The 20,311-nt window shown below is 73.3% G+C and carries 19 protein-coding genes; 11 read left to right on the top strand and 8 right to left on the bottom strand.

Features of this window, described 5'->3' with window-relative positions; genetic code table 11:
• The first annotated feature begins 185 nt into the window (after positions 1–185).
• From SGA01_RS03180 to SGA01_RS03195, 4 genes are all read left to right on the top strand, one after another.
• Positions 186–971 carry an electron transfer flavoprotein subunit beta/FixA family protein gene (locus SGA01_RS03180; RefSeq protein WP_141293063.1) on the top strand — a complete coding sequence of 262 codons (786 nt, stop codon included), beginning with the start codon at positions 186–188 and terminating at the stop codon, positions 969–971.
• Positions 972–1,071: 100 nt separating this feature from the next.
• Complete coding sequence (locus tag SGA01_RS03185) at positions 1,072–2,034, top strand: electron transfer flavoprotein subunit alpha/FixB family protein (protein ID WP_141293065.1); 963 nt, start codon at positions 1,072–1,074, stop codon at positions 2,032–2,034.
• A 153-nt stretch (positions 2,035–2,187) separates the two neighbouring features.
• Positions 2,188–3,477, top strand: coding sequence for a DUF6986 family protein (locus SGA01_RS03190; protein WP_141293067.1), 1,290 nt, complete (start codon positions 2,188–2,190; stop codon positions 3,475–3,477).
• Between the two features lie 102 nt (positions 3,478–3,579).
• Positions 3,580–5,499 (top strand): serine/threonine-protein kinase, encoded by a 1,920-nt coding sequence (locus tag SGA01_RS03195; RefSeq protein ID WP_141293069.1) that lies wholly within the window; start codon positions 3,580–3,582, stop codon positions 5,497–5,499.
• A gap of 67 nt (positions 5,500–5,566) precedes the next feature.
• Here the strand turns inward: SGA01_RS03195 and SGA01_RS03200 are convergent, their stop codons facing one another.
• Positions 5,567–6,601 carry a LacI family DNA-binding transcriptional regulator gene (locus tag SGA01_RS03200; protein WP_141293071.1) on the bottom strand — a complete coding sequence of 345 codons (1,035 nt, stop codon included), beginning with the start codon at positions 6,599–6,601 and terminating at the stop codon, positions 5,567–5,569.
• Between the two features lie 202 nt (positions 6,602–6,803).
• Here SGA01_RS03200 and SGA01_RS03205 point away from each other — a divergent pair, with 202 nt between their 5' ends.
• Entirely contained in the window at positions 6,804–7,778 is a 975-nt protein-coding gene (locus SGA01_RS03205; protein WP_141293073.1) for an ROK family protein, read from the top strand.
• Positions 7,779–7,914: 136 nt separating this feature from the next.
• Entirely contained in the window at positions 7,915–8,961 is a 1,047-nt protein-coding gene (locus tag SGA01_RS03210) for an NUDIX hydrolase (protein WP_141293075.1), read from the top strand.
• Positions 8,962–9,065: 104 nt separating this feature from the next.
• Here the strand turns inward: SGA01_RS03210 and SGA01_RS03215 are convergent, their stop codons facing one another.
• From SGA01_RS03215 to SGA01_RS03230, 4 genes are all read right to left on the bottom strand, one after another.
• A complete protein-coding gene (locus SGA01_RS03215) occupies positions 9,066–9,392 on the bottom strand; it encodes a hypothetical protein (protein ID WP_141293077.1) in 327 nt (108 codons plus the stop codon).
• A 100-nt stretch (positions 9,393–9,492) separates the two neighbouring features.
• Positions 9,493–9,981 (bottom strand): MarR family winged helix-turn-helix transcriptional regulator, encoded by a 489-nt coding sequence (locus tag SGA01_RS03220; RefSeq protein ID WP_141293079.1) that lies wholly within the window; start codon positions 9,979–9,981, stop codon positions 9,493–9,495.
• A 17-nt stretch (positions 9,982–9,998) separates the two neighbouring features.
• Complete coding sequence (locus SGA01_RS03225; RefSeq protein WP_141293081.1) at positions 9,999–10,679, bottom strand: MBL fold metallo-hydrolase; 681 nt, start codon at positions 10,677–10,679, stop codon at positions 9,999–10,001.
• A gap of 137 nt (positions 10,680–10,816) precedes the next feature.
• Positions 10,817–12,181 (bottom strand): dipeptidase, encoded by a 1,365-nt coding sequence (locus tag SGA01_RS03230; protein WP_055644875.1) that lies wholly within the window; start codon positions 12,179–12,181, stop codon positions 10,817–10,819.
• 375 nt (positions 12,182–12,556) lie between these two features.
• On the opposite strand from SGA01_RS03230, the gene SGA01_RS03235 reads away from it, so the two are divergent.
• The gene (locus SGA01_RS03235) at positions 12,557–13,900 is read left to right on the top strand and encodes a geranylgeranyl reductase family protein (protein ID WP_174867203.1); all 1,344 of its coding nucleotides are present in this window, start codon (positions 12,557–12,559) and stop codon (positions 13,898–13,900) included.
• Positions 13,901–13,973: 73 nt separating this feature from the next.
• Here SGA01_RS03235 and SGA01_RS03240 read toward each other — a convergent pair whose 3' ends face one another.
• Positions 13,974–14,453 (bottom strand): nitroreductase family deazaflavin-dependent oxidoreductase, encoded by a 480-nt coding sequence (locus SGA01_RS03240; protein ID WP_055644876.1) that lies wholly within the window; start codon positions 14,451–14,453, stop codon positions 13,974–13,976.
• A gap of 138 nt (positions 14,454–14,591) precedes the next feature.
• Between SGA01_RS03240 and SGA01_RS03245 the strand changes: the two genes are divergently transcribed.
• The 3 genes from SGA01_RS03245 to SGA01_RS03255 all read left to right on the top strand — a co-directional run bounded on the left by SGA01_RS03245 (position 14,592) and on the right by SGA01_RS03255 (position 17,368).
• The gene (locus SGA01_RS03245) at positions 14,592–15,287 is read left to right on the top strand and encodes a TetR/AcrR family transcriptional regulator (protein ID WP_141293083.1); all 696 of its coding nucleotides are present in this window, start codon (positions 14,592–14,594) and stop codon (positions 15,285–15,287) included.
• Between the two features lie 144 nt (positions 15,288–15,431).
• Positions 15,432–16,706, top strand: a complete 1,275-nt coding sequence (locus tag SGA01_RS03250; protein ID WP_141293085.1) for a sensor histidine kinase — start codon at positions 15,432–15,434, stop codon at positions 16,704–16,706.
• A complete protein-coding gene (locus SGA01_RS03255; protein WP_141293087.1) occupies positions 16,703–17,368 on the top strand; it encodes a response regulator in 666 nt (221 codons plus the stop codon). The genes SGA01_RS03250 and SGA01_RS03255 overlap by 4 nt, the downstream gene beginning before the upstream one ends.
• Before the next feature lie 22 nt (positions 17,369–17,390).
• Here SGA01_RS03255 and SGA01_RS03260 read toward each other — a convergent pair whose 3' ends face one another.
• The gene (locus tag SGA01_RS03260) at positions 17,391–18,959 is read right to left on the bottom strand and encodes an MFS transporter (protein ID WP_141293089.1); all 1,569 of its coding nucleotides are present in this window, start codon (positions 18,957–18,959) and stop codon (positions 17,391–17,393) included.
• A gap of 87 nt (positions 18,960–19,046) precedes the next feature.
• Here SGA01_RS03260 and SGA01_RS03265 point away from each other — a divergent pair, with 87 nt between their 5' ends.
• Positions 19,047–19,445, top strand: a complete 399-nt coding sequence (locus tag SGA01_RS03265; protein ID WP_141293091.1) for a MarR family winged helix-turn-helix transcriptional regulator — start codon at positions 19,047–19,049, stop codon at positions 19,443–19,445.
• Positions 19,446–19,539: 94 nt separating this feature from the next.
• On the opposite strand, the gene SGA01_RS03270 is transcribed toward SGA01_RS03265, so the two are convergent.
• Positions 19,540–20,298: a maleylpyruvate isomerase family mycothiol-dependent enzyme gene (locus SGA01_RS03270; RefSeq protein WP_141293093.1), complete on the bottom strand. Its 759-nt coding sequence runs from the start codon at positions 20,296–20,298 to the stop codon at positions 19,540–19,542.
• Between the last annotated feature and the right edge of the window lie 13 nt (positions 20,299–20,311).

The raw sequence follows: 20,311 nt of genomic DNA on the forward strand, positions 1-20,311 counted from the left end.
GCCCCTCTCCGCGCGTTGTCAAGGTCACATGGCTGAGCGCTTGCTTACTGGTAACGGACTGGGTGTACTGACGAGTAATATTTCGGTCGGGGCGTCCGGCGCCCCGACCGGAAACCCGCCCTTCAGGCGCCTATGCTGCGAGCAACAAGGCAGCCAAGTTATGACGATGCAGTAGGAGAGCCGGCGTGAGCTTGAGGATCGTTGTCTGTGTGAAGTACGTGCCCGACGCGACCGGAGACCGTAAGTTCGCGGACGACCTGACGGTCGACCGCGACGACGTCGACGGCCTGCTGTCGGAGCTCGACGAGTACGCGGTCGAGCAGGCCCTGCAGATCGCCGAAGAGGCGGACGACGCCGAGGTCACCGTGCTGACGGTCGGCCCCGAGGACGCCAAGGACGCGCTGCGCAAGGCGCTGTCCATGGGCGCCGACAAGGCCGTCCACGTCGAGGACGACGACCTGCACGGCAGTGACGTCATGGCGACGTCGCTCGTGCTCGCCAAGGCGATCGAGAAGACCGGCTACGACGTCGTCATCGCCGGTATGGCTTCCACCGACGGCACCATGGGTGTCCTGCCGGCGATCCTCGCCGAGCGCCTGGGCGTCCCGCAGGTCACGCTGCTCTCCGAGGTCAAGATCGAGGACGGCAAGGTGACCGGCCGTCGCGACGGCGACACCGCCTCCGAGCAGCTGGAGGCCTCGCTTCCGGCCGTCGTGTCCGTGACGGACCAGTCGGGCGAGGCGCGCTACCCCTCCTTCAAGGGCATCATGGCCGCCAAGAAGAAGCCGGTGGAGTCCCTGGAGCTCGACGACCTCGACATCGACGCCGACGAGGTCGGCCTCGAGGGCTCCTGGACGAAGGTCGACTCGGCCGCCGAGCGTCCGGCGCGCACCGCGGGCACGATCGTCAAGGACGAGGGCGAGGGCGGCAAGCAGCTCGCCGAGTTCCTCGCGAGCCAGAAGTTCATTTAGTCGCTGGGGGTCCGGGGGTCGTCCCCCGGGCCGGCGCAGCATCTAAGGCTCGCGCGAGCCGTTCCGTCCGCCCCTTTCGTTCGCAGGAGACTGAAGTCCCATGGCTGAGATTCTCGTCTACGTCGACCACGTCGACGGTGCCGTCCGCAAGCCCACCCTGGAGCTGCTGACGCTCGCCCGCCGCCTCGGCGAGCCGGTCGCCGTCGCGCTGGGCAACGGCGCCGCCGACACCGCCGCCGCGCTCGCCGAGCACGGCGCCGTGAAGGTCCTCACCGCCGACGCCGCCGAGTTCGCCGAGTACCTCGTCGTCCCGAAGGTCGACGCCCTCCAGGCCGCGTACGACGCCGTGTCCCCGGCCGCCGTCCTGGTCCCGTCCTCCGCCGAGGGCAAGGAGATCGCCGCCCGCCTCGCCGTCCGCATCGGCTCCGGTGTCATCACCGACGCCGTGGACATCGAGGCCGGCGACGAGGGCCCGGTCGCGACGCAGGCCGCGTTCGCCGCCTCGTTCACCACCAAGTCCCGTGTCTCCAAGGGCACCCCGGTCATCACGGTCAAGCCGAACTCGGCCCCGGTCGAGGCCGCCCCGGCCGCCGGCGCCGTCGAGACCCTCGCGGTCTCCTTCGGCCCGCTGGCCACCGGCACCAAGGTCACCGCGCGCACCCCGCGCGAGTCGACCGGCCGCCCGGAGCTGACCGAGGCCGCGATCGTGGTCTCCGGTGGCCGTGGCGTCAACGGCGCCGAGAACTTCGGGATCATCGAGGCGCTCGCCGACTCGCTCGGTGCCGCCGTCGGCGCCTCGCGTGCCGCCGTCGACGCCGGCTGGTACCCGCACTCCAACCAGGTCGGCCAGACCGGCAAGTCGGTCTCGCCGCAGCTGTACATCGCCTCCGGCATCTCCGGCGCGATCCAGCACCGCGCGGGCATGCAGACCTCGAAGACCATCGTCGCCATCAACAAGGACGCCGAGGCTCCGATCTTCGACCTCGTCGACTACGGCGTGGTGGGCGACCTCTTCGACGTCGTCCCGCAGCTGACCGCCGAGGTTCAGGCCCGCAAGGGCTGACCTGCGGTTCTGTACGGTCCGGGGGCCGCGTGGCGATTCGTCGCCGCGCGGCCCCCAGCCGTTTCGGACACCCATTGACGTGAGTCCAGGCCGACTATTAACTTCGCTATACGGATTGTTGATTCCGTGCAGCGGAAAACAGGAGGGTGTGGAATGGGTCAGCAGGAGAAGGTGTCGACGAGCCTCGCGGGCGCGGTCAGCGAGGGCATCAGCGCCTCCCTGGCGGCGGTGGACGCGGAGCTCGACCGTCGCTACCCGGGAGACCCCGGTACCCGCCAGCCCGTCCACACGGTCTACGTCCCCGGCAACGTCTTCGACGCCGACACCGTCCGCTCCTGGGGCGACCAGGCCCTCGCCGCCCTCGACGAGCACGCCCCGGACGCCGCCTCCTTCGCGGCCGTCCTCGGCCTCACCGACGACCTCGCCGAGGACGTCTACAGCCGCGTGCGCGCCAAGCTGGAGCGCGAGCCCATCGAGGACCTCCGCGTCGACTTCGAGGACGGGTACGCCGGTCAGGACGAGGACCAGGACGCCGCCCGGGCCGCCCGGCTGATCTCGGAGGCGTACCGGAACGGCACCGCCGCCCCGTACATGGGCATCCGGATGAAGTGCATGGAGTCCGCCGTACGCGACCGCGGCATCCGCACCACCGACGTCTTCCTCACCGGCCTTCTGGAGAACGGCGGCCTCCCCGACGGCCTCGTCCTCACGCTTCCCAAGGTGACCTACCCCGAGCAGGTCTCCGCCTTCGTCCGCCTCCTGGAGGCCTTCGAGAAGGCCCACGGCCTGGACGCGGGCCGCCTCGGCTTCGAGATCCAGATCGAGACCAGCCAGTCCATCCTGGCCACCGACGGCACCGCGGCCGTCGCCCGCATGATCGGCGCCGCCGAGGGCCGCGCGACCGGCCTGCACTACGGCACCTTCGACTACAGCGCCTGTCTCGGTGTCTCCGCCGCCTACCAGGCCAGCGACCACCCCGCCGCCGACCACGCCAAGGCGATCATGCAGGTCGCCGCCGCAGGCACCGGCGTCCGCGTCTCGGACGGCTCCACCAACGTCCTCCCGGTCGGCTCGAAGGAGCACGTCCACGAGGCCTGGCGCCTGCACTACGGCCTGACCCGCCGTGCCCTCGCCCGCGCCTACTACCAGGGCTGGGACATGCACCCCGGCCACATCCCCACCCGCTACGCCGCCGTCTTCGCCTTCTACCGCGAGGGCTTCGAGGCCGCCGCCAAGCGACTCTCCGCCTACGCCAACCACGCGGGCGGCGACGTCATGGACGAGCCCGCGACCGCCAAGGCGCTCTCCTCGTACCTGCTGCGCGGCATCGACTGCGGCGCCCTCGACACGGCCGAGGTCGACGCGCTCACCGGCATGACCCGCGCCGCCCTCGACCGCTTCGCGGCCCCGCGCCGCGGCGACCTCACGGCCTCGGCCGAGTAGACACGAAGATCAGATAAGGGTCTCGATCCGGCCAACTGCCCCGTACCCTGTACGAGTTCGTGCGCATTGCGCGCACGTGCTCGACAGGGGAACGGGGCAGCGGTGTCATCGGGGGAGAACGAGCGGCTCGCGGGCCGCTACAGAATCGTGCGCAGACTCGGACGCGGCGGCATGGGAGTCGTCTGGCGTGCCGTCGACGAGGTCCTCGGGCGCGAGGTCGCCGTCAAGGAACTCCGCACGTTCACGGACGCGGCCGCGCCCGAACTGGCCGACCTGCGCCTGCGGATGACGCGCGAGGCACGCGCCGCCGCCCGGGTCCGCCACCCCGGAGTCGTGGCCGTCCACGACGTCACCGAGCACGAGGGCCGGCCCGTCATCGTCATGGAGCTCGTCGACGGGCCCTCCCTGGGCGACGTTCTGGGAGAGCGGGGCACCCTGGACCCGGCCGAGGCCGCCCGGATCGGCGCCCACGTCCTGGAGGCGCTCGCCGCCGCGCACGACGTCGGTGTGCTCCACCGGGACGTGAAGCCCGGCAATATCCTGCTCGACCGCTCGGGACGGATCGTCCTCACCGACTTCGGCATCGCGACCATGGAGGACCCGGGCGACGGCTCCGCGACCCACCTCACGCGCAGCGGCGAGATCGTCGGCTCCCTCGACTTCCTCGCCCCCGAGCGGGCGCGCGGGCAGGACCCCGGCCCCGCCTCGGACGTGTGGGCCGTCGGCGCCACCCTGTACGCGGCGGTCGAGGGCGCCTCGCCCTTCCGCCGTACGTCGACCTGGTCGACCCTCGCGGCCATCGTCGGCGAACCCCTCCCGGAACCCGTGCGCGCCGGGCCCCTCGCCCCGGTCCTGACCCGGCTGCTCGACAAGGACCCCGCCTCGCGGCCGGGCGCCCGCGAGGCGGCACGCCTCCTCGGAGCGGTGGCGGAGTCGGGGTGGGAGCCGGAGTCGGTGTCGGAATCGGTGGTGGAAGCAGAGGCAGGGCCGGTTTCGGGAGCGGACGCCGGTCCACCCGCCGTGCCGGTCGAGGGCTTCGGCCCGCCGGTGATGCCCGTGGCGCCGCTGATACCGCCCGCCCCCGTGATGGCCGCGGGAACCGTGCCGCCGGTGGTCTCCGGGCCCGACACCGTCGGCGCGAGTGGCCGACGGGCCCGTGCCGGGCGGCGTGGTGTGGCGAATCGACGCCGGGGCAGTGCGCTGGTCGCCGCCTCCGTGGCCGCCGTCCTGCTGGCCGGGGGTGGCCTCACCTACGTCCTCATGGAGCACGGCACGACGGAGCAGGTCTCCGACGGGAACCTTGCGGGCGGGGGCCCGGGGGACGTCCCGGGCGAGGACACCGGCCGCGTACTGGATCCGGGGAGCAGCGGCACGCCTTCCTCCGGCGCGACCGGTGGCACCGGGGCGCCCTCCCCTACGGGATCCGGCGGGGCGAGCCCCTCGGGCCAGGAGTCCGGGGAGCCGGGCGACGACCGGGGACCGGCCACAGACGGCACAGGGCGCGACGGCTCGGAACCCGGTGACGGGTCCAGTACGGGCACGGGCACGAGTACGAGGGACACGACGACGGGGGCGCGTGGCGGCAACGGTTCCGGCTCCGCTTCCGGGGACGGTTCGGCCACCGGCGGCACGACGACGGCCCCGAGCTCCCCCGGCCGTGGCACCGCGACGACGGACGCCCCCACCGAGGACGGCGCCGGGGCCGGCGGCACGACGGCGCCGGCCACCGAGGCCCCTGCGCCCGCGGGGTGCGAGTCCGCGGGTTCCTCCTCGACCTGCCAGGTCGTGCGGAGCGCGACGACGACCCGCTACGACGGCGGTGAGATGGGGACGGTCGGCGCGGGCCCGCACGTCCTCTACTGCCAGGTCGACCTCGACCGCAGCGAGACGTACGACGGACGGACCAGCCGATGGTTCGCCAGGACCGACGACGACAGCGGCAACACCAACGTGTACCTCAGCGTGCTGCACCTCGCGGGCGGTGCGGCCGGTGGTCCTGTGGAGGGGCTGCGGATCTGCTGACAGGGGGACGAGCCGCGGGGCCGCACGGCCTCAGGCCGCAGGGGCGCGCGGGCCGCAGGGTGCTCTCTCAGGCCGTCGGCGGTGCGATCTCGCCCGAGCCGCGGGCGAGGAGCGTCGTGCCGAGCACGACCCGCTCCGGCGCCCCGCCGGCCCCGTCCAGGCGCCGGAAGAGCCGCTCCGCGGCCGTCCGGCCGAGCGCGGCGGCGTCCTGGGCGATGACCGTGATGCCCAGCAGATCGGCCAGCTCGATGTCGTCGAAGCCGACGAGGGCGACCGGGGACGGGTGCGCGGCGAGGGTCCGCACCGCCGTCACCGTGACCCGGTTGTTCCCCGCGAACAGCGCCGTCACCGGCTCCGGCGCGGTCAGCATCTCCCGTACGGCCGCGCTCACCCGCTCCGGGTTCGTCGACCCGAGGGAGATCCACTCCTCCCGGACCGGCAGGCCCGCGTCCTCCATCGCCGCACGGTAACCGCGCAGCCGCTCGGCGCCCGTGTGGATACGCGGACGGTCGCCGACGAAACCGATCCGGCGGTGCCCGTGGGCGATCAGATGGGCCACGCCCTCGCGCGCCCCGCCGAAGCTGTCCGAGAGCACGGCGTCGGCGTCGATCCGCCCGGCCGGCCGGTCGACGAAGACCGTGGCGACACCCGCCCTGATCTCCGGCTCCAGATAGCGGTGGTCGTCGCCCGCGGGAATGACGATGAGGCCGTCGACCCGGCGCGCGCACAGCGCGAGCGCCAACTCCTGTTCCCGTTCCGGTTCCTCGGCGCTTGAACCGTTGATGAGGAGCGCGCCGTGTGCCCGCGCGACCTCCTCGACCGCGCGGCTGAGCGGCCCGTAGAAGGGGTCGGCGAGATCTTCGAGGACCAGGCCGATGGTGGCCGTCCTGCCCTTGCGCAGGACCCGCGCGCTGTCGTTGCGGCGGAAGCCGAGGGCCTCGATGGCCTCGTGGACGCGGCGCTCGGTGTCCGGCGTGACGCCCGGCTCGCCGTTGACGACCCGGGAGACCGTCTTGAGGCCGACACCGGCGCGGGCGGCCACGTCCTTCATCGTGGGCCGGTTGCCGTAGCGGTGATCGGTGCGGCGGGCGATGTCGGCCACGGTGCGGGGTTCCTCCGTCGTGTCGGTTCCGGTTCTGCTTCCGGATCAGGTTCCGGTTCGATTCCCGGTCCGGGTCCCGGTCCGGGTCTCGATTTCGGCTTAAGGTCGAGCATAGAGGCTGGACAACGTTGTCAGATCGCGAGTGACTGGGCAGACTGTACGGATCGTCCCAGGCCGCTCCCGGCCGCCGACTGGAGGATCCGTGCCCAGGCTCACCGACCCCGCCCCCCGACCCTCGCCGGGTCCCGTCGTCGCGCTCGACATCGGCGGCACCAAGATCGCCGGGGCGCTGGTCGACGGTGAGGGGCGGGTCCTCGCGCGGTCCAGGCGGCCCACCCCCGCACGGGAGGACGGCGAGACGGTGATGAAGGCGGTGGAGGCCGTCCTCGGGGAGCTCGCCGCCTCGCCGCTGTGGGAGGCGGCGGGAGCCGTCGGCATCGGCAGCGCCGGCCCGGTCGACGCCTCACGGGGAACCGTCAGTCCGGTGAACGTGCCCGGCTGGCGCGACTTCCCGCTGGTCGAGCGGGTCCACCGGGCGACGGGCGGACGCCCGGTCACGCTGGTCGGCGACGGGGTGGCCATGACCGCCGCCGAACACTGGCTCGGTGCCGCCCGCGGCCATGACAACGCCCTCTGCCTCGTGGTCTCCACGGGCGTCGGCGGCGGTCTCGTCCTCGGCGGCCGGCTCCACCCCGGACCCACCGGCAACGCCGGTCACCTCGGCCACATCTCCGTGGACCTGGACGGCGAGCCCTGCGCCTGCGGCGGGCGCGGCTGCGTCGAACGGCTCGCCGGCGGCCCGCACATCGCGCGCCGCGCCCTGGAGAACGGCTGGCGGCCGGGGCCCGACGGCGACGCCTCCGCCGCGGCGGTGGCCGCCGCCGCACGCGCCGGGGACCCGGTCGCCGTGGCCTCCTTCGAGCGGGCCGCACAGGCGCTCGCGGCGGGGATCGCCGCCACGGCGGCGCTCGTCGAGGTCGACATCGCGGTCGTCGGCGGCGGGGTGGCGGGCGCGGGCGAGGTCCTCTTCGGCCCGCTGCGGCGCAGTCTCCGGAGCTACGCGACGCTCTCCTTCGTACGGAACCTCACGGTCGTCCCGGCCGCCACGGGGACCGACGCCGGCCTCCTGGGCGCCGCGGCCGCGGCCGGGTGGGCCTCGTCCGGCCCCGACTCCTGACCGCCCGGGTCCCCCGCGCTCCGGCCGCCCCGCCAAGTGGCCCGCACCTCCCCGGACATCTGCCGGACATGTGTTCGTGGTTTTCGTGGCAGGGTGTTGCGGGCAATCCACTGGGGGCTACCCAAGAGGGGGAATCGTGATCGTCTGGATCAACGGTGCGTTCGGCGCGGGGAAGTCGAGTACCGCGCGCGAACTGGTCGATCTGATCCCGCACAGCACGCTGTACGACCCGGAACTCATCGGCGGTGCCATGACCTGGCTGCTGCCGGCCAAGCGGCTCGCCGAGGTCGAGGACTACCAGGACCTGGCGATCTGGCGGCGCATGGTCGTCGACACCGCCGCCGCTCTGCTGGCCGAGGTCGGCGGGGTGCTGATCGTCCCCATGACCCTGCTTCGACAGGAGTACCGGGACGAGATATTCGGCGCGCTGGCCGCACGCCGTATCGAGGTGCGGCATGTCCTGCTCGCTCCGGAGGAAACGATCCTGCGGCAGCGGATCGACAGCCGGACCGAGCATGGCGAGCCCGAGGCCGACGCGCGTGTACGGCGGTGGTGCCACGGCCACCTCCCGCCGTACCGCGCAGCGCTCGGTTGGCTCGCCGGGGACGCGTACGCCGTCGACACCACGGCGCTCACCGTGGCCGAGGCCGCCCGGGCCGTCGCCGACGCGGTCCTGGCCGACCTGGCCGCGCCCTGCGGGATCGTCCAGACGCCCGAACCGACCGGCGAGACCCTGGCGGCGGGCGTCCTGCTCTTCGACGAGGACGACCGCTTCCTCCTCGTCGACCCCACCTACAAGCCCGGCTGGGAGTTCCCCGGCGGTGTCGTCGAACCGGGCGAACCACCGGCCCGTGCCGGAGTGCGCGAGGTCGCGGAGGAGATCGGCCTCGAACTCGACGCCGTGCCCCGGCTGTTGCTCGTCGACTGGGAACGGCCCAAGCCCCCGGGCTACGGCGGCCTCCGCCTCCTCTTCGACGGAGGCACCCTCAGCGCCGACGACAGATCGCGCCTCCGCCTCCCCGGCGCCGAGCTCCGCGAATGGCGCTTCGTCACCGAACAGGAGGCCGCCGACCTCCTGCCACCGGTCCGCTACACCCGCCTCCGCTGGGCCCTCCGAGCCCGCGAACGCGGCACGGTACTCAACCTGGAGGCGGGGGTCCCGGTGGGAGGGGACGCCTCCTGAGTTCTGTCCGGTCGACCGCGCGGCGCCGGGCTCGGCCGGTCCCGCGCGGTCGCCGATGCCCTAAGCCTCGGCGACCGCCTCGAAACCGTCACGTCGCACCGCGCTCACGAGCCTTCTCCGTCCGGGTGGTTCGAGGCCGAGGTGACGGTGACGTCGGCGCTCCAGGACCAGGGTTCGCGGGGCGGCTTCCACGCCACCTCGACCTCGGCTCCGTGAAAGTCCCGTGCGAGTCCCATCACCATGGCGGCAGTGGCCGAACGCGCCTCGCCGGGGTCGCAGTGGACCGGAAGATCCTGGAGACTCCCGCAGAGCATGCCGCCCTCCGCGGTCAGGACGCTGTGGCGCCAGCCTTCGGGAGTGGCCAGCAGGAGGACACCCACCGGCAGACCGAAGGAAGGCCGGTTCTTGTTCTCTCTCTTCCGCCTCGCCATGTGGCCATCCAACACCCCGGCTTCATCGCTGCCGGGGCGGGGCGGGGCGGGGCGGGGCGGAGCTGGGCCGGGTGGTGTTCCCGTGCGGGGGTGTCGCCCTCTACGAGGTGACTCCCTCGATGTTGGCGACCATCCGGCGCAGGACCTTGAGGGCGGCCACGTACTCCTCGTCGCTGATGCCCTCGTGGACCTCGGCGCGTAGCTCGGTGACCAGGGAGCGGAGTCGTACGCGCGCGGTCTCGCCCGGCTCGGTGAGGTGCAGCGTGTGGGTGGCGTCCGTCCTGAGCCAGCCGCGGTGCAGCAACTGGTCGACGACGCGCGCGATCTCGTGCGGCCCGTCCGCGAGGGGCGTCAGCTGGCTGACGACCTCCTCGCGGCTCGGCGCGGCGGGGCCGCCGTTCACGCGGTTGAGCACCCAGTACTGCGGCTGCGTGACGTCGATCCGGGCCATGGCGTCCCGCAGGTGCCGGGTCACGGCCGTGTGGGCGAGGCCGCTCCAGTAGCCGATGGGCTGGGTGGCGAGGGCTTCGTCGGAGGCCGTCGGGTCGGCGGGTGCCTGGTCGGTGGCGGAAGAGGTGGGCGGTTTCATGATCGACACCCTTCCTTCTAGCCGGCCGCGGCGGCGAGCAGGTCCGCCGTGTCCTCGGTCACCGGGGCCCCGTGGCCGCAGCACAGCACCGAGGGAGCCAGCTTCGCGAGACGGCGCATCGACTCCATGGCGAGATCACGGTCTACGTGGAAGACGCCGAACGTCACGCCCTGCACGGTCGCCACCGTGTCGCCCGTGAACAGCACGCCGTGGCGCGGGAGATGGACCGCGAGCGAGCCGGGCGTGTGGCCCGGGGTGTGCACCGCCACCGCGCCGTCGCCGAAACCGAGCTCCTCGCCGTCCTCCACCTCCCGGTCCACCCGGGTCGGCGGCGCCACCGGCACGGTCAGCCCGTGCTCGTACAGAGGGAGTTCCCAGTCCAGCAGGTCGGGCTCGGGGACCGGGGCCTCACCCCGGACCACCGGGGCGTCAAGACGATGGGCGAGGATCTCGGCGCCGTGGCGGTCCGCCAACTCCTGGGCCGCGCCCACATGGTCCCGGTGACAGTGGGTCAGGACGATCCGCCGCAGCCGGTCCGGGTCGAGGCCCGCCGCCCGGATCGCCCCCGTCGTCGCGTCCGCCGAGCCCGCCCACCCGGCGTCGACGAGGGTCAACTCCTCCTCGTCCCGCCAGAGATAGGCCTGGCCTATGGAGTAGTCGAGGAGGTGCAGCCGAGGAGTGATCGGGATGAGTTCCATACGGCGAACCTACGCATCCGCGCAGGTCCGCCGCATGCTTGTCCGCTCTCGGCGAGCTTCGCCGAGCGCTGAATCCGAGCCGGATCCCACTCGGATCCGAGCCGGATCCGAGCCCGATCAGAGCCGGGACCGGTCCGTCAGGCCTGCTTCGAGCGGGCGTAGTTGACGAGGAAGTGCGCCTCGGCCACCGAGAGCCGCTCCAGCTCCTCGGGCGAGACCGACTCGTTGGGCGCGTGGATCTGCGCCTCCGGCTCGCTCAGGCCGATCAGCAGGATCTCCGCCTCCGGGTACAGCGAGGCCAGCGTGTTGCACAGCGGGATCGAGCCGCCCATGCCCGCCGTCTGCATCTCCTGACCGGGGTACGCGATCCTCATGGCGTCGGCCATCGAGGCGTACGCCGGGCTCGACGTGTCCGCCTGGAAGGCCTGGCCCTGGCCGACCTGCTCCAGGGACACCCGGGCGTTCCACGGGGTGTGCTTCTCGATGTGCGCGAAGAGCAGCTTCGTCGCCTCGGCCGCGTCCTGGCCGGGCGGCACCCGCAGGCTGATCTGGGCGCGGGCCGAGGCGGGGATCGACGGGGTCGCCCCGGCGACCGGGTGGCAGTCGATGCCGACGACGGTCACGGCCGGGCGCGCCCAGATCCGGTCGGCGACGGTGCCGGCGCCCGGCAGGTCCACGCCCGAGAGGACCTTGGCGTCCTGGCGGAAGTCCTCCTCCGGGTACTGGAGGCCCTCCCACGCCTTGTCGCCCGGCAGGCCGTCGATGACGGTGGAGCCGTCGGGGCCGCGCAGCGAGTCGAGGACGCGGATGAGCGCGGCCAGCGCGTCCGGCGCGGCGCCGCCGAACTGACCGGAGTGCAGGTTGCCCTCCAGGGTGTCGATCTGCACCCGGATCATCGTCATGCCGCGCAGCGTCGCGGTCACCGTCGGCAGGCCCACGCGGAAGTTGCCCGCGTCGCCGATGACGATCGTGTCGGCGGTCAGCACCTCGGGGTGCTGCTCCGCGTACCGCTCCAGGCCGCCGGTGCCCTGCTCCTCCGAACCCTCGACGATCATCTTGACCGTCACCGGCACGCCGCCGTTCGCCTTGAGGGCGCGCAGCGCGAGCAGGTGCAGGATGAAGCCGCCCTTGCAGTCGGCCGTGCCGCGCCCGTACCAGCGGCCGTCCCGCTCGGTGAGCTCGAACGGCGGGGTCAGCCACGCGGACTCGTCCAGCTTCGGCTGCACGTCGTAGTGCGCGTAGAGGAGGACGGTCGGCGCTCCGGCCGGGCCGGGCAGGATGCCGTACACGGCCTGCGAACCGTCGGGCGTGTCGAGCAGCGCCACGTCCTCGAAGTCCTCGGCGCGCAGCGCGTCCGCGACCCAGTTCGCCGCCGCCTCGCACTCGCTGCGGGGCGCCACGGCCTCGTCCGCCACCGACTCGAAGGCCACGAGCTCCGTGAGCTCGGCCTTGGCCCTGGGCATCAGGGACCGGACGGTCTCGGCGATCGGATTCGCGGTCATGGGCACGCTCCTGGTGGGTGCGACGTTACGACGTACGTGAGGGCGTTCGTCGTATGTCGTGGTACGGCGAACGCACCGTAGATCCTACGGCGCGGGGCTCCGGCTACCGAGCCGTAGGATGCGTCGAGAGCAGACCACCGGTCGGATCAGGAGCAGAAGCACATCGTGAGCAGCGAGCACGCAGAGAACGCCGGTCCCGAGAACGCCGCCAACGCTGACGACGCCGCCGAGTTCGGCGACGCCGCCGAAGCTGCCGCCGACGACATCGCCACCGCCGCCGAAAGTCCCCGCCCCGGCCCCGCCGTCGAGGCCGCCGATGCCGATGCGGACGCCGACACCGACAGCGGTGCGGACGAGCAGGCCGAGGTCTGGGACGTGGTCGTGGTCGGCGCCGGCCCGGCCGGCGCGTCCGCGGCCTACGCGGCGGCGGTCGCGGGCCGCCGGGTCCTGCTCCTGGAGAAGTCGGAGCTGCCCCGGTACAAGACCTGTGGCGGCGGCATCATCGGCCCCTCCCGGGACTCCCTTCCGCCCGGCTTCGAACTGCCCCTCCAGGACCGGGTGAACGCCGTCACCTTCTCCCTCGACGGCCGCTTCGCCCGCACCCGCCGCTCGCGCCGGATGCTCTTCGGGCTCATCAACCGGCCGGAGTTCGACGCCCAGCTCGTCGAGCACGCGCAGAAGGCGGGCGCCGAGCTGCGCACCGGCGCCACGGTGAGCCGGGTGGAGCAGCACGGTCCGTCCGTGCCGGACCGGCGGACCGTCGCCGTCGTCCTGGCCGACGGCGAGACCGTCCTCGCGCGCGCGGTGGTCGGGGCCGACGGCAGCGCCAGCCGCATAGGAGCGCATGTCGGGGTGAAGCTCGGTCAGGTCGACCTGGGCCTGGAGGCGGAGATCCCCGTGCCGCCGTCCGTGGCCGAGGACTGGAAGGGTCGCGTCCTCATCGACTGGGGGCCGATGCCCGGCAGTTACGGCTGGGTCTTCCCCAAGGGTGACACGCTGACCGTCGGCGTCATCTCGGCGCGCGGCGAGGGCGCCGCCACCAAGCGGTACATGGAGGACTTCGTGGCCCGGCTCGGCCTCGCCGGCTTCGAGCCCACGATCTCCTCCGGGCACCTGACGCGCTGCCGCACCGACGACTCGCCGCTCTCCCGCGGCCGGGTCCTCGTCTGTGGCGACGCGGCCGGACTCCTGGAGCCGTGGACGCGCGAGGGCATCTCGTACGCGCTCCGCTCGGGACGGCTCGCGGGGGAGTGGGCGGTCCGGGTCGCCGAGGCGAACGACGCGGTCGACGCCCGGCGCCAGGCCCTGAACTACGCGTTCGCCATCAAGGCCGGTCTCGGTGTGGAGATGGCGGTCGGACGGCGCATGCTCGCGCTGTTCGAGCGGCGCCCGGGGCTGCTGCACGCCACGATCACGGGCTTCCGCCCCGCCTGGAACGCCTTCGCGGACATCACCCGTGGCTCCGCCACGCTCGGCGGCATGGTCCGCTCGAACGGCTTGGCCCGGCGGGCGCTGGAGATCCTGGACAAGCGGATGGACACCTCCTCCGGCGTCGGCCCCGCCGGCCGGGGCGTCACCGCGCGCGAGCGCGCGGAGTCCGACGAGACGGAGACCGGGACCGAGCCGGAGACGGGGGCCGTGTCGCCGTCGGGTCCCGGGGCGAACGCGGACGGTCAGGCGACCTCGTCCTCGGCTTCGGAGGCCGCGGAGCAGGTCTGACGCCTCGACGACAGCAGGGTCGGCGACGCCATGGGCGCCGCCGGCGCGTACGGGCTCCGCTGCCCTGGCCGGTTCACACGGCCGGGGCGGCGGGGCCCGTCGTCGTGATGCGGAAGACGGGGTGCTTCGGCGCGATGGCGCGGAGTTCCTCGTCGGAGGAGTCGGGGCCGATGCCGCCGAAGAAGACGCCGACCTCGGCCTTCCAGCGCTTGAGGTAGGCGCGGAGCAGCGCGGGCTTGTCGTCGTCGGCCAGCTCCACGGCGGTGAAGCCCTCGGCGTGCTTGCCGAGGAGCAGCTGTCCGCCGCCGGCGGCCCGCATGTTGTGGGTCCACTGGACGTGGCCGCGCGGGGCCACCAGGTACTGGGCGCCGTCCACCGTCAGGAGGTTGACGGGGGTGCGGCGCCATTCGCCGCTCTTGCGGCCGCGGACCGCGAGGACGCGGGAGCCCCAGACGCTGATGCCGCGACGGGTCATCCACGCGACGGCGCGGTTGAGGACGTTGACCGTGAACCAGCCGGGCTTCATGACGTGGGCGGCGGGCTGAGCGGACATGGGTTCCTCCTGTGGAACGGTGGGAGCAAAGCGTGAGCACTGCTCTCGCTTGTCTCCAGTCTGCACGGAGCGGCGCTCTCATGCAAGAGCAGTGCTCTCGTTTCGGGGCGGTGCTCTGCAAGTGGCACACTGCTCCGCATGACAACCGTTAGAGGAGCCCGCGCCCGCGCACGTATCGAGATCACCGCGGCCATCAAGGCCGAGGCCCGTACCCAGCTCGCCGCCGAAGGCGCCGCCAAACTGTCCTTGCGCGCCGTCGCCCGTGAGCTGGGCATGGTGTCCTCCGCGCTCTACCGGTATTTCCCCAGCCGCGACGACCTGCTGACCGCCCTCATCGTCGACGCCTACGACGCCGTCGGGGCCGCCGCCGAGAGCGCCGCCCGCGAGACCGCCGGGCAGCCATCGCTGGACCGCTGGACCGCCGTCTGCCGGGCCGTCCGCGCCTGGGCCGTCGCGCACCCGCACGAGTACGCCCTGATCTATGGTTCCCCCGTCCCCGGCTACACCGCACCCCAGGACACCAACGCCCCCGCCGCCCGCGTCGGTCTCGTCCTCGTCGGCATCGCCCGCGAGGCCCATGAGGGCGAGGGCGTCGCCCTCCCCCCGCTCCCGGACGCACTCCGCCCCGAGGCCGTCCGCATCACCGCGGACATGGCCCCGGACCTCCCCCCGGCGCTCGTCGTCGCACTGGTCGCGGCCTGGTCCCAGCTCTTCGGCACGATCTCCTTCGAGGTCTTCGGCCAGTTCCACCGGCTCGTCGAGGACCGCGACGCCTTCTTCGCGACGGCGGCCCGCCGCCTGGGCCAGGACGTGGGGCTCCTCCCTCGCGGCTGAGCACGCCGAGCTCGTACGCCGACCTCGTACGACGCCCCCCCCCGGACGTGCCCCCCGTACACAGCCCTGTACTCCGGCGGGAGTACGGGCGACCACCTCGCCGGGCTGACGTACTCGGGGGCCGGGCGCGGCTAGCGTGGCGGTATGGACGAGGAGCGGACCGCCGGGCGCGGTGTCGGAGGCATCGGCCGGGCGCCGTGGGGGCCCTCGGGGTGGTGGGCCGGCGAGCGGGACACCGGCGGCGGCCTGCCGTGGCGGTCCACGCTGGTGATCGCCGTGCTCGTCATGGCGGGGACCGGGTTCGCCGCGCGGAACCAGCCCGACCGGGAGACGCTCGACGCCCTCGGGCGGGCCCTGCTGCTCCTCGGGGCGGCGGCGCTGGTGCTGCGTCACCGGTGGCCCGTTCCCGTGGTGTTCGGCGTGGCGGCCGTCACCCTCGCCTATCTGGCGGCCGGTTACCCGTACGGCCCGGTCTTCGTCCTGATCGCCGTCGCCTGCTTCGCCGCCGTCGTCCAGGGTCACCGGATCGCCGCCGGGTGCGCCCTCGGCCTGTTGTGGGCGGGGCACCTGCTGCTCTCGCACTGGCTCTACCGGTGGCTGCCCCCGGCCGGCGACGGCCCCGCGCCCTGGGGCCAGGAGCTGCCCGCCGGTGCGTTCGCCGTCGCCGTGCTCGCCGCCTCCGAGCTCGTACGGGTGCGGCGCGAGCAGTGGGCGCAGCAGCGGGCCGAGCGTGCCGCCGCCGAGCGCCGCCGCGCCGACGAGGAGCGGCTCCGCATCGCCCGCGAACTCCACGACGTGCTCGCCCACTCGATCTCCGTGATCAATGTGCAGGCGGGGGTCGGTCTCGCTCTCCTCGACGCCGACCCCGAGCAGGCCCGCACCGCGCTGACCACCATCAAGGCGGCCAGCAAGGAGGCGCTCGGCGAGGTGCGGCAGGTCCTCGACACGCTCCGTACCCCCGGCGACGCCCCGCGCGCACCGGCCCCCGGCCTCGCCCGCCTCCCCGAACTCGTCGAGCAGGCCGCCGCCGCGGGCCTGACCGTCACCGTCACGACGAGCGGCCCGCCCGCCGCTGCAGGGAAGGCCGGGAAAGCCGCCACCGGGAAAGCCGCCGCCCTGCCGCCCGGCGCCGACCTCGCCGCCTTCCGGATCGTGCAGGAGGCGCTCACCAACGTGGTCCGGCACTCCGGTTCCCGTACCGCCCGGGTGGAGATCGCACACGGCCCCGCCCGCCTAGACCTGCGCGTCGACGACGACGGTCCGGCCACCGGCACCGAGGCGGGCGGCAGCGGCAACGGACTTGCCGGGATGCGGGAGCGCGCCGCCGCCCTCGGTGGCACGATCGACGCGGGCGTCCGGCCGGACGGTGGCTTCCGCGTCCACGCCGTCCTTCCGCTCCGCCCCGAGGAGACCCCGTGATCCGTGTCCTGCTCGCCGACGACCAGTCGCTGGTCCGCGCGGGATTCCGGGCGCTGCTCGACGCCCAGCCGGACATCGAGGTGGCGGGGGAGGCGGCGGACGGCGGCGAGGCCGTCGAGCGGGTGCGGTCGCTGCGCCCCGACGTCGTCCTCATGGACATCCGGATGCCGGGCGTCGACGGGCTCGACGCGACCCGGCGCATCACGGACGACCCGGACCTCACCGGGGTCCGGGTCGTGATGCTGACCACCTTCGAACTCGACGAGTACGTCTTCGAGGCGATCCGCGCCGGCGCCTCCGGCTTCCTGGTGAAGGACACGGAACCGGAGGAGCTGCTGCGGGCGGTGCGGGCCGTCGTCCACGGGGACGCGCTGCTCTCCCCTGGTGTGACGCGGCGGCTGATCGAGGAGTTCGCGGCCCGCTCCAAGCCCCCGTCGGTCGCGGCCGGGCTCGGCGCGCTGACCGAACGGGAGCGGGAGGTGATGGCCCTCGTGGGGATCGGCCTCTCGAACGAGGAGATCGCCCGCCGACTGGTCGTCAGCCCGCTCACCGCGAAGACCCATGTGAGCCGCGCGATGGTGAAGCTGGGCGCCCGGGACCGGGCCCAACTCGTCGTCATCGCCTACGAGTCGGGCCTTGTGCGGCCGGGCTGGCTGGGCTGATCCCGGGGCGTCGGCGGCAGCCTCAGTCGCGTACGGCGACCTTCGCCGTGGAGCCCGTGGAGCCCGTGGAGTCGGTGGAGTCGGTGGAGTCGGCGGTGGAATCAGCGGTACTCGTCGAGCCGGTTGTGTCCGAAGGCGTCGAGCGTGCCACGACCACCGACTCCGTGGTGCTCGGCCGCTTCCTCCGGAGCCCCGGCAGGGTGATCAGGAGTCCGGCCAGCGCGATGACCGTGACCACGGCGAGGCCCGGGCGGAAGCTGTCCAGGGTGGCCTGCGGAGAGGCCGAGGCCTGCCCGTCCGCGGTGATGACGGCGGTGATGACGGCGAGGAAGAGCGCGCCGCCCACCTGGATCGAGGTGTTGAGCAGCCCCGAGACCATGCCCTGCTCGCGGTCGTCCACGCCGTTGGTGGCCTGGATGTTGAGCGAGGGGAAGACCAGGGCGCAGGCGGCGCCGAGGAGCAGCATCGAGGGCAGGATCACGGCCGCGTACTGCGGGGTCAGCGAGATCCGCAGGAACAGCGCGTACGCGACGACGAGCAGCGTGAAGCCGACGGCGATCACCCGGGGGGTGCCGAAGCGGTCCACGATCCCGCCGATCTTCGTGGAGGACAGGGCCACGAGCACGCCGGCCGGGAGGAAGGCCAGCGCCGTCTGGAGCGCGGACCAGCCGAGGAGCGACTGCATGTACTGGGTCACGATGAACTGGAAGGCCACGTACGAGCCGAAGAACGCCGCCGCGCCGAGTTGGGCGCGGACCTGGGAGCCCGAGCGCAGGACGCCGAGCCGGACGAGCGGGCTGGCGCTCCGTCGTTCCACCAGGACGAAGGTGACGAGGAGTGCGGCGGCCACGAGGAAGGACAGCAGCGTCCGGGCGGAGGTCCAGCCGACCTCGGGTGCCTGGACGACGGTGAAGACGAGCAGCAGCATCGCGGCCGTGCCGGTGACGGCGCCCGGCAGGTCGTAGCCGCCGGAGGAGTCCTCGCGGGGGCTGTGCGGGATGAGGCGGAGCGCGAAGACGAGCGCGATCAGGGCCACGGGGGCGGGCAGGAGCATGGTCCAGCGCCAGCTGAGCTCGGTGAGCAGTCCGGACAGGACCAGGCCCATGGAGAAGCCGGTGGCGGCGCAGGTGGTGTAGATCGACAGGGCCCGGTTGCGCTCGGGGCCCTCCTTGAAGGTCGTCGTGATGATCGACAGGCCCGCGGGGGCGGTGAAGGCCGCGCTGAGGCCCTTGATGAACCGGCTGGCGATCAGGAGCGGGCCTGAGTCGACGAGTCCGCCGAGGAGCGAGGCGAGCGCGAAGACGGCGAGGGCGATGAGGAAGACGCGCCGGCGGCCGAGGAGGTCGGCCGCGCGACCGCCGAGGAGCAGCAGGCCGCCGTAGCCGAGGATGTAGCCGCTGACGATCCACTGGAGCGTGGCGGTGGACAGGCCGAGGTCGGAGGCGATCGAGGGCAGGGCGACGCCGACCATCGAGACGTCGAGGGCGTCGAGGAACATCGCGGCGCAGAGCACGAGCAGTGTGCCCCAGAGCCGCGGACTCCAGCGTTCCTGCTTGACGGCCGTGGGTGCGGCGGTGAGCGGAGAGGTCATGGGCAGCACGGTACATGCGCGTGCATTGAATGCAAACGCATTTAATTCCCGTGCAACAAAGTCGGTCGTTTCTGCTAACGTGCGGGGATGGCAGCGAACCAGTCCGAACGCGCGCTCGTGGACGAGTGGCGTGACGTCCTCGCCCTGCACGCCCGTACGACCTGCGAGCTCGACCGGGCCCTCCATCCGTACGGGCTCGGCGCCAGCGACTTCGAGGTCCTCGACGTCCTCGCCGAGGGCGCGGCCGAGGACGGCCCGGGCTCCTGGCGCGTCCAGGAGCTCGCCGGGCGGGTCCACCTCAGTCAGAGCGCGCTGTCCCGGACGGTCGCGCGCCTGGAGAAGGACGGCCTGGTCCTGCGGGGGATGTGCGCAGAGGACCGGCGCGGTGTCCAGGTGAAGCTCACGGAGAAGGGGCTCGCGCGCCATGCCGAGGTGCGGCCGCTCCAGCGCGAGGTGCTGATCCGGATGCTGGACCGCAGCTCCTGAGCGTCGGCCCCTGGCTCCTGAGCGTCGGCCCCTGGCTCCTGAGTCGAGGGCCTGTTCGGCGGATCAGCGCCGAACAGGCCCGAGCCCGGCGAGATCAGGTGACCGCCGAGTTCTCCCGCCACAGCCGGGCGACGGCGTCGTCCCCGGTCAGGGTCACGGCGTCGGCCGGGAGTCGGTTCCACAGGGTCAGGTACAAGCGGTCCGCGGGCCCGGCGAGCTCCACGTCCGCCGCCCCCCACTCCGTCGCCGCGGCCGGGGTGCCACGCTCCGTCCGGGGCGGCTCGACGGCCGAAAGGCGTACGTTCCAGAGGTCGCCGGTGTCCGTGGCCCGCACCCGCAGGACCCGCGGCTCCGGCGAGCGCACCCGGCTCTTGTCGCCGCCGTGGAAGCCGCGCAGCAGCTCGTCGATCCCGTCGACGGCCGACGCCGGGTCGATCGCCCCCGGTCCGCTCGCGAGCGCCGACTCGGCGTCCGCGCGGTGCACGAGCGTCTCGTGCGCCTGCCGCCGCGCCCAGAAGGCGAGCGGCGAGGGCGCCGGGAGGAAGGTCCAGCACTCCAGCGTCTCCGGCGCCGCGCGCAGGGCGGCGACCAGGCCCTCGTGGCCCTCCTGGTAGTACGCGAGCAACTCGTCGCCGTCGAGGGCCGGTTCACCGCCGTCCGGGTGGTAGGAGGTGTGACCCTCGACCACGAAGGCCGTGGCCCAGCGGTGCACCGTCGTGGTGTGCCGGAGGAGGTCCCGGATCCGCCAACCCGGGCAGGTCGGGACCTCCGCGTCCGGCCCTGCCTTGGCCGCCGCCTCGGCGAGCGCCTGCCCGCCCGCCTCCAGCGCCGTGATGTGTTCTGCGATCCTCATCGTGCCGCCCCGT

This window comes from Streptomyces gardneri (assembly GCF_006539185.1).
GTDB classification, from domain to species: domain Bacteria; phylum Actinomycetota; class Actinomycetes; order Streptomycetales; family Streptomycetaceae; genus Streptomyces; species Streptomyces gardneri.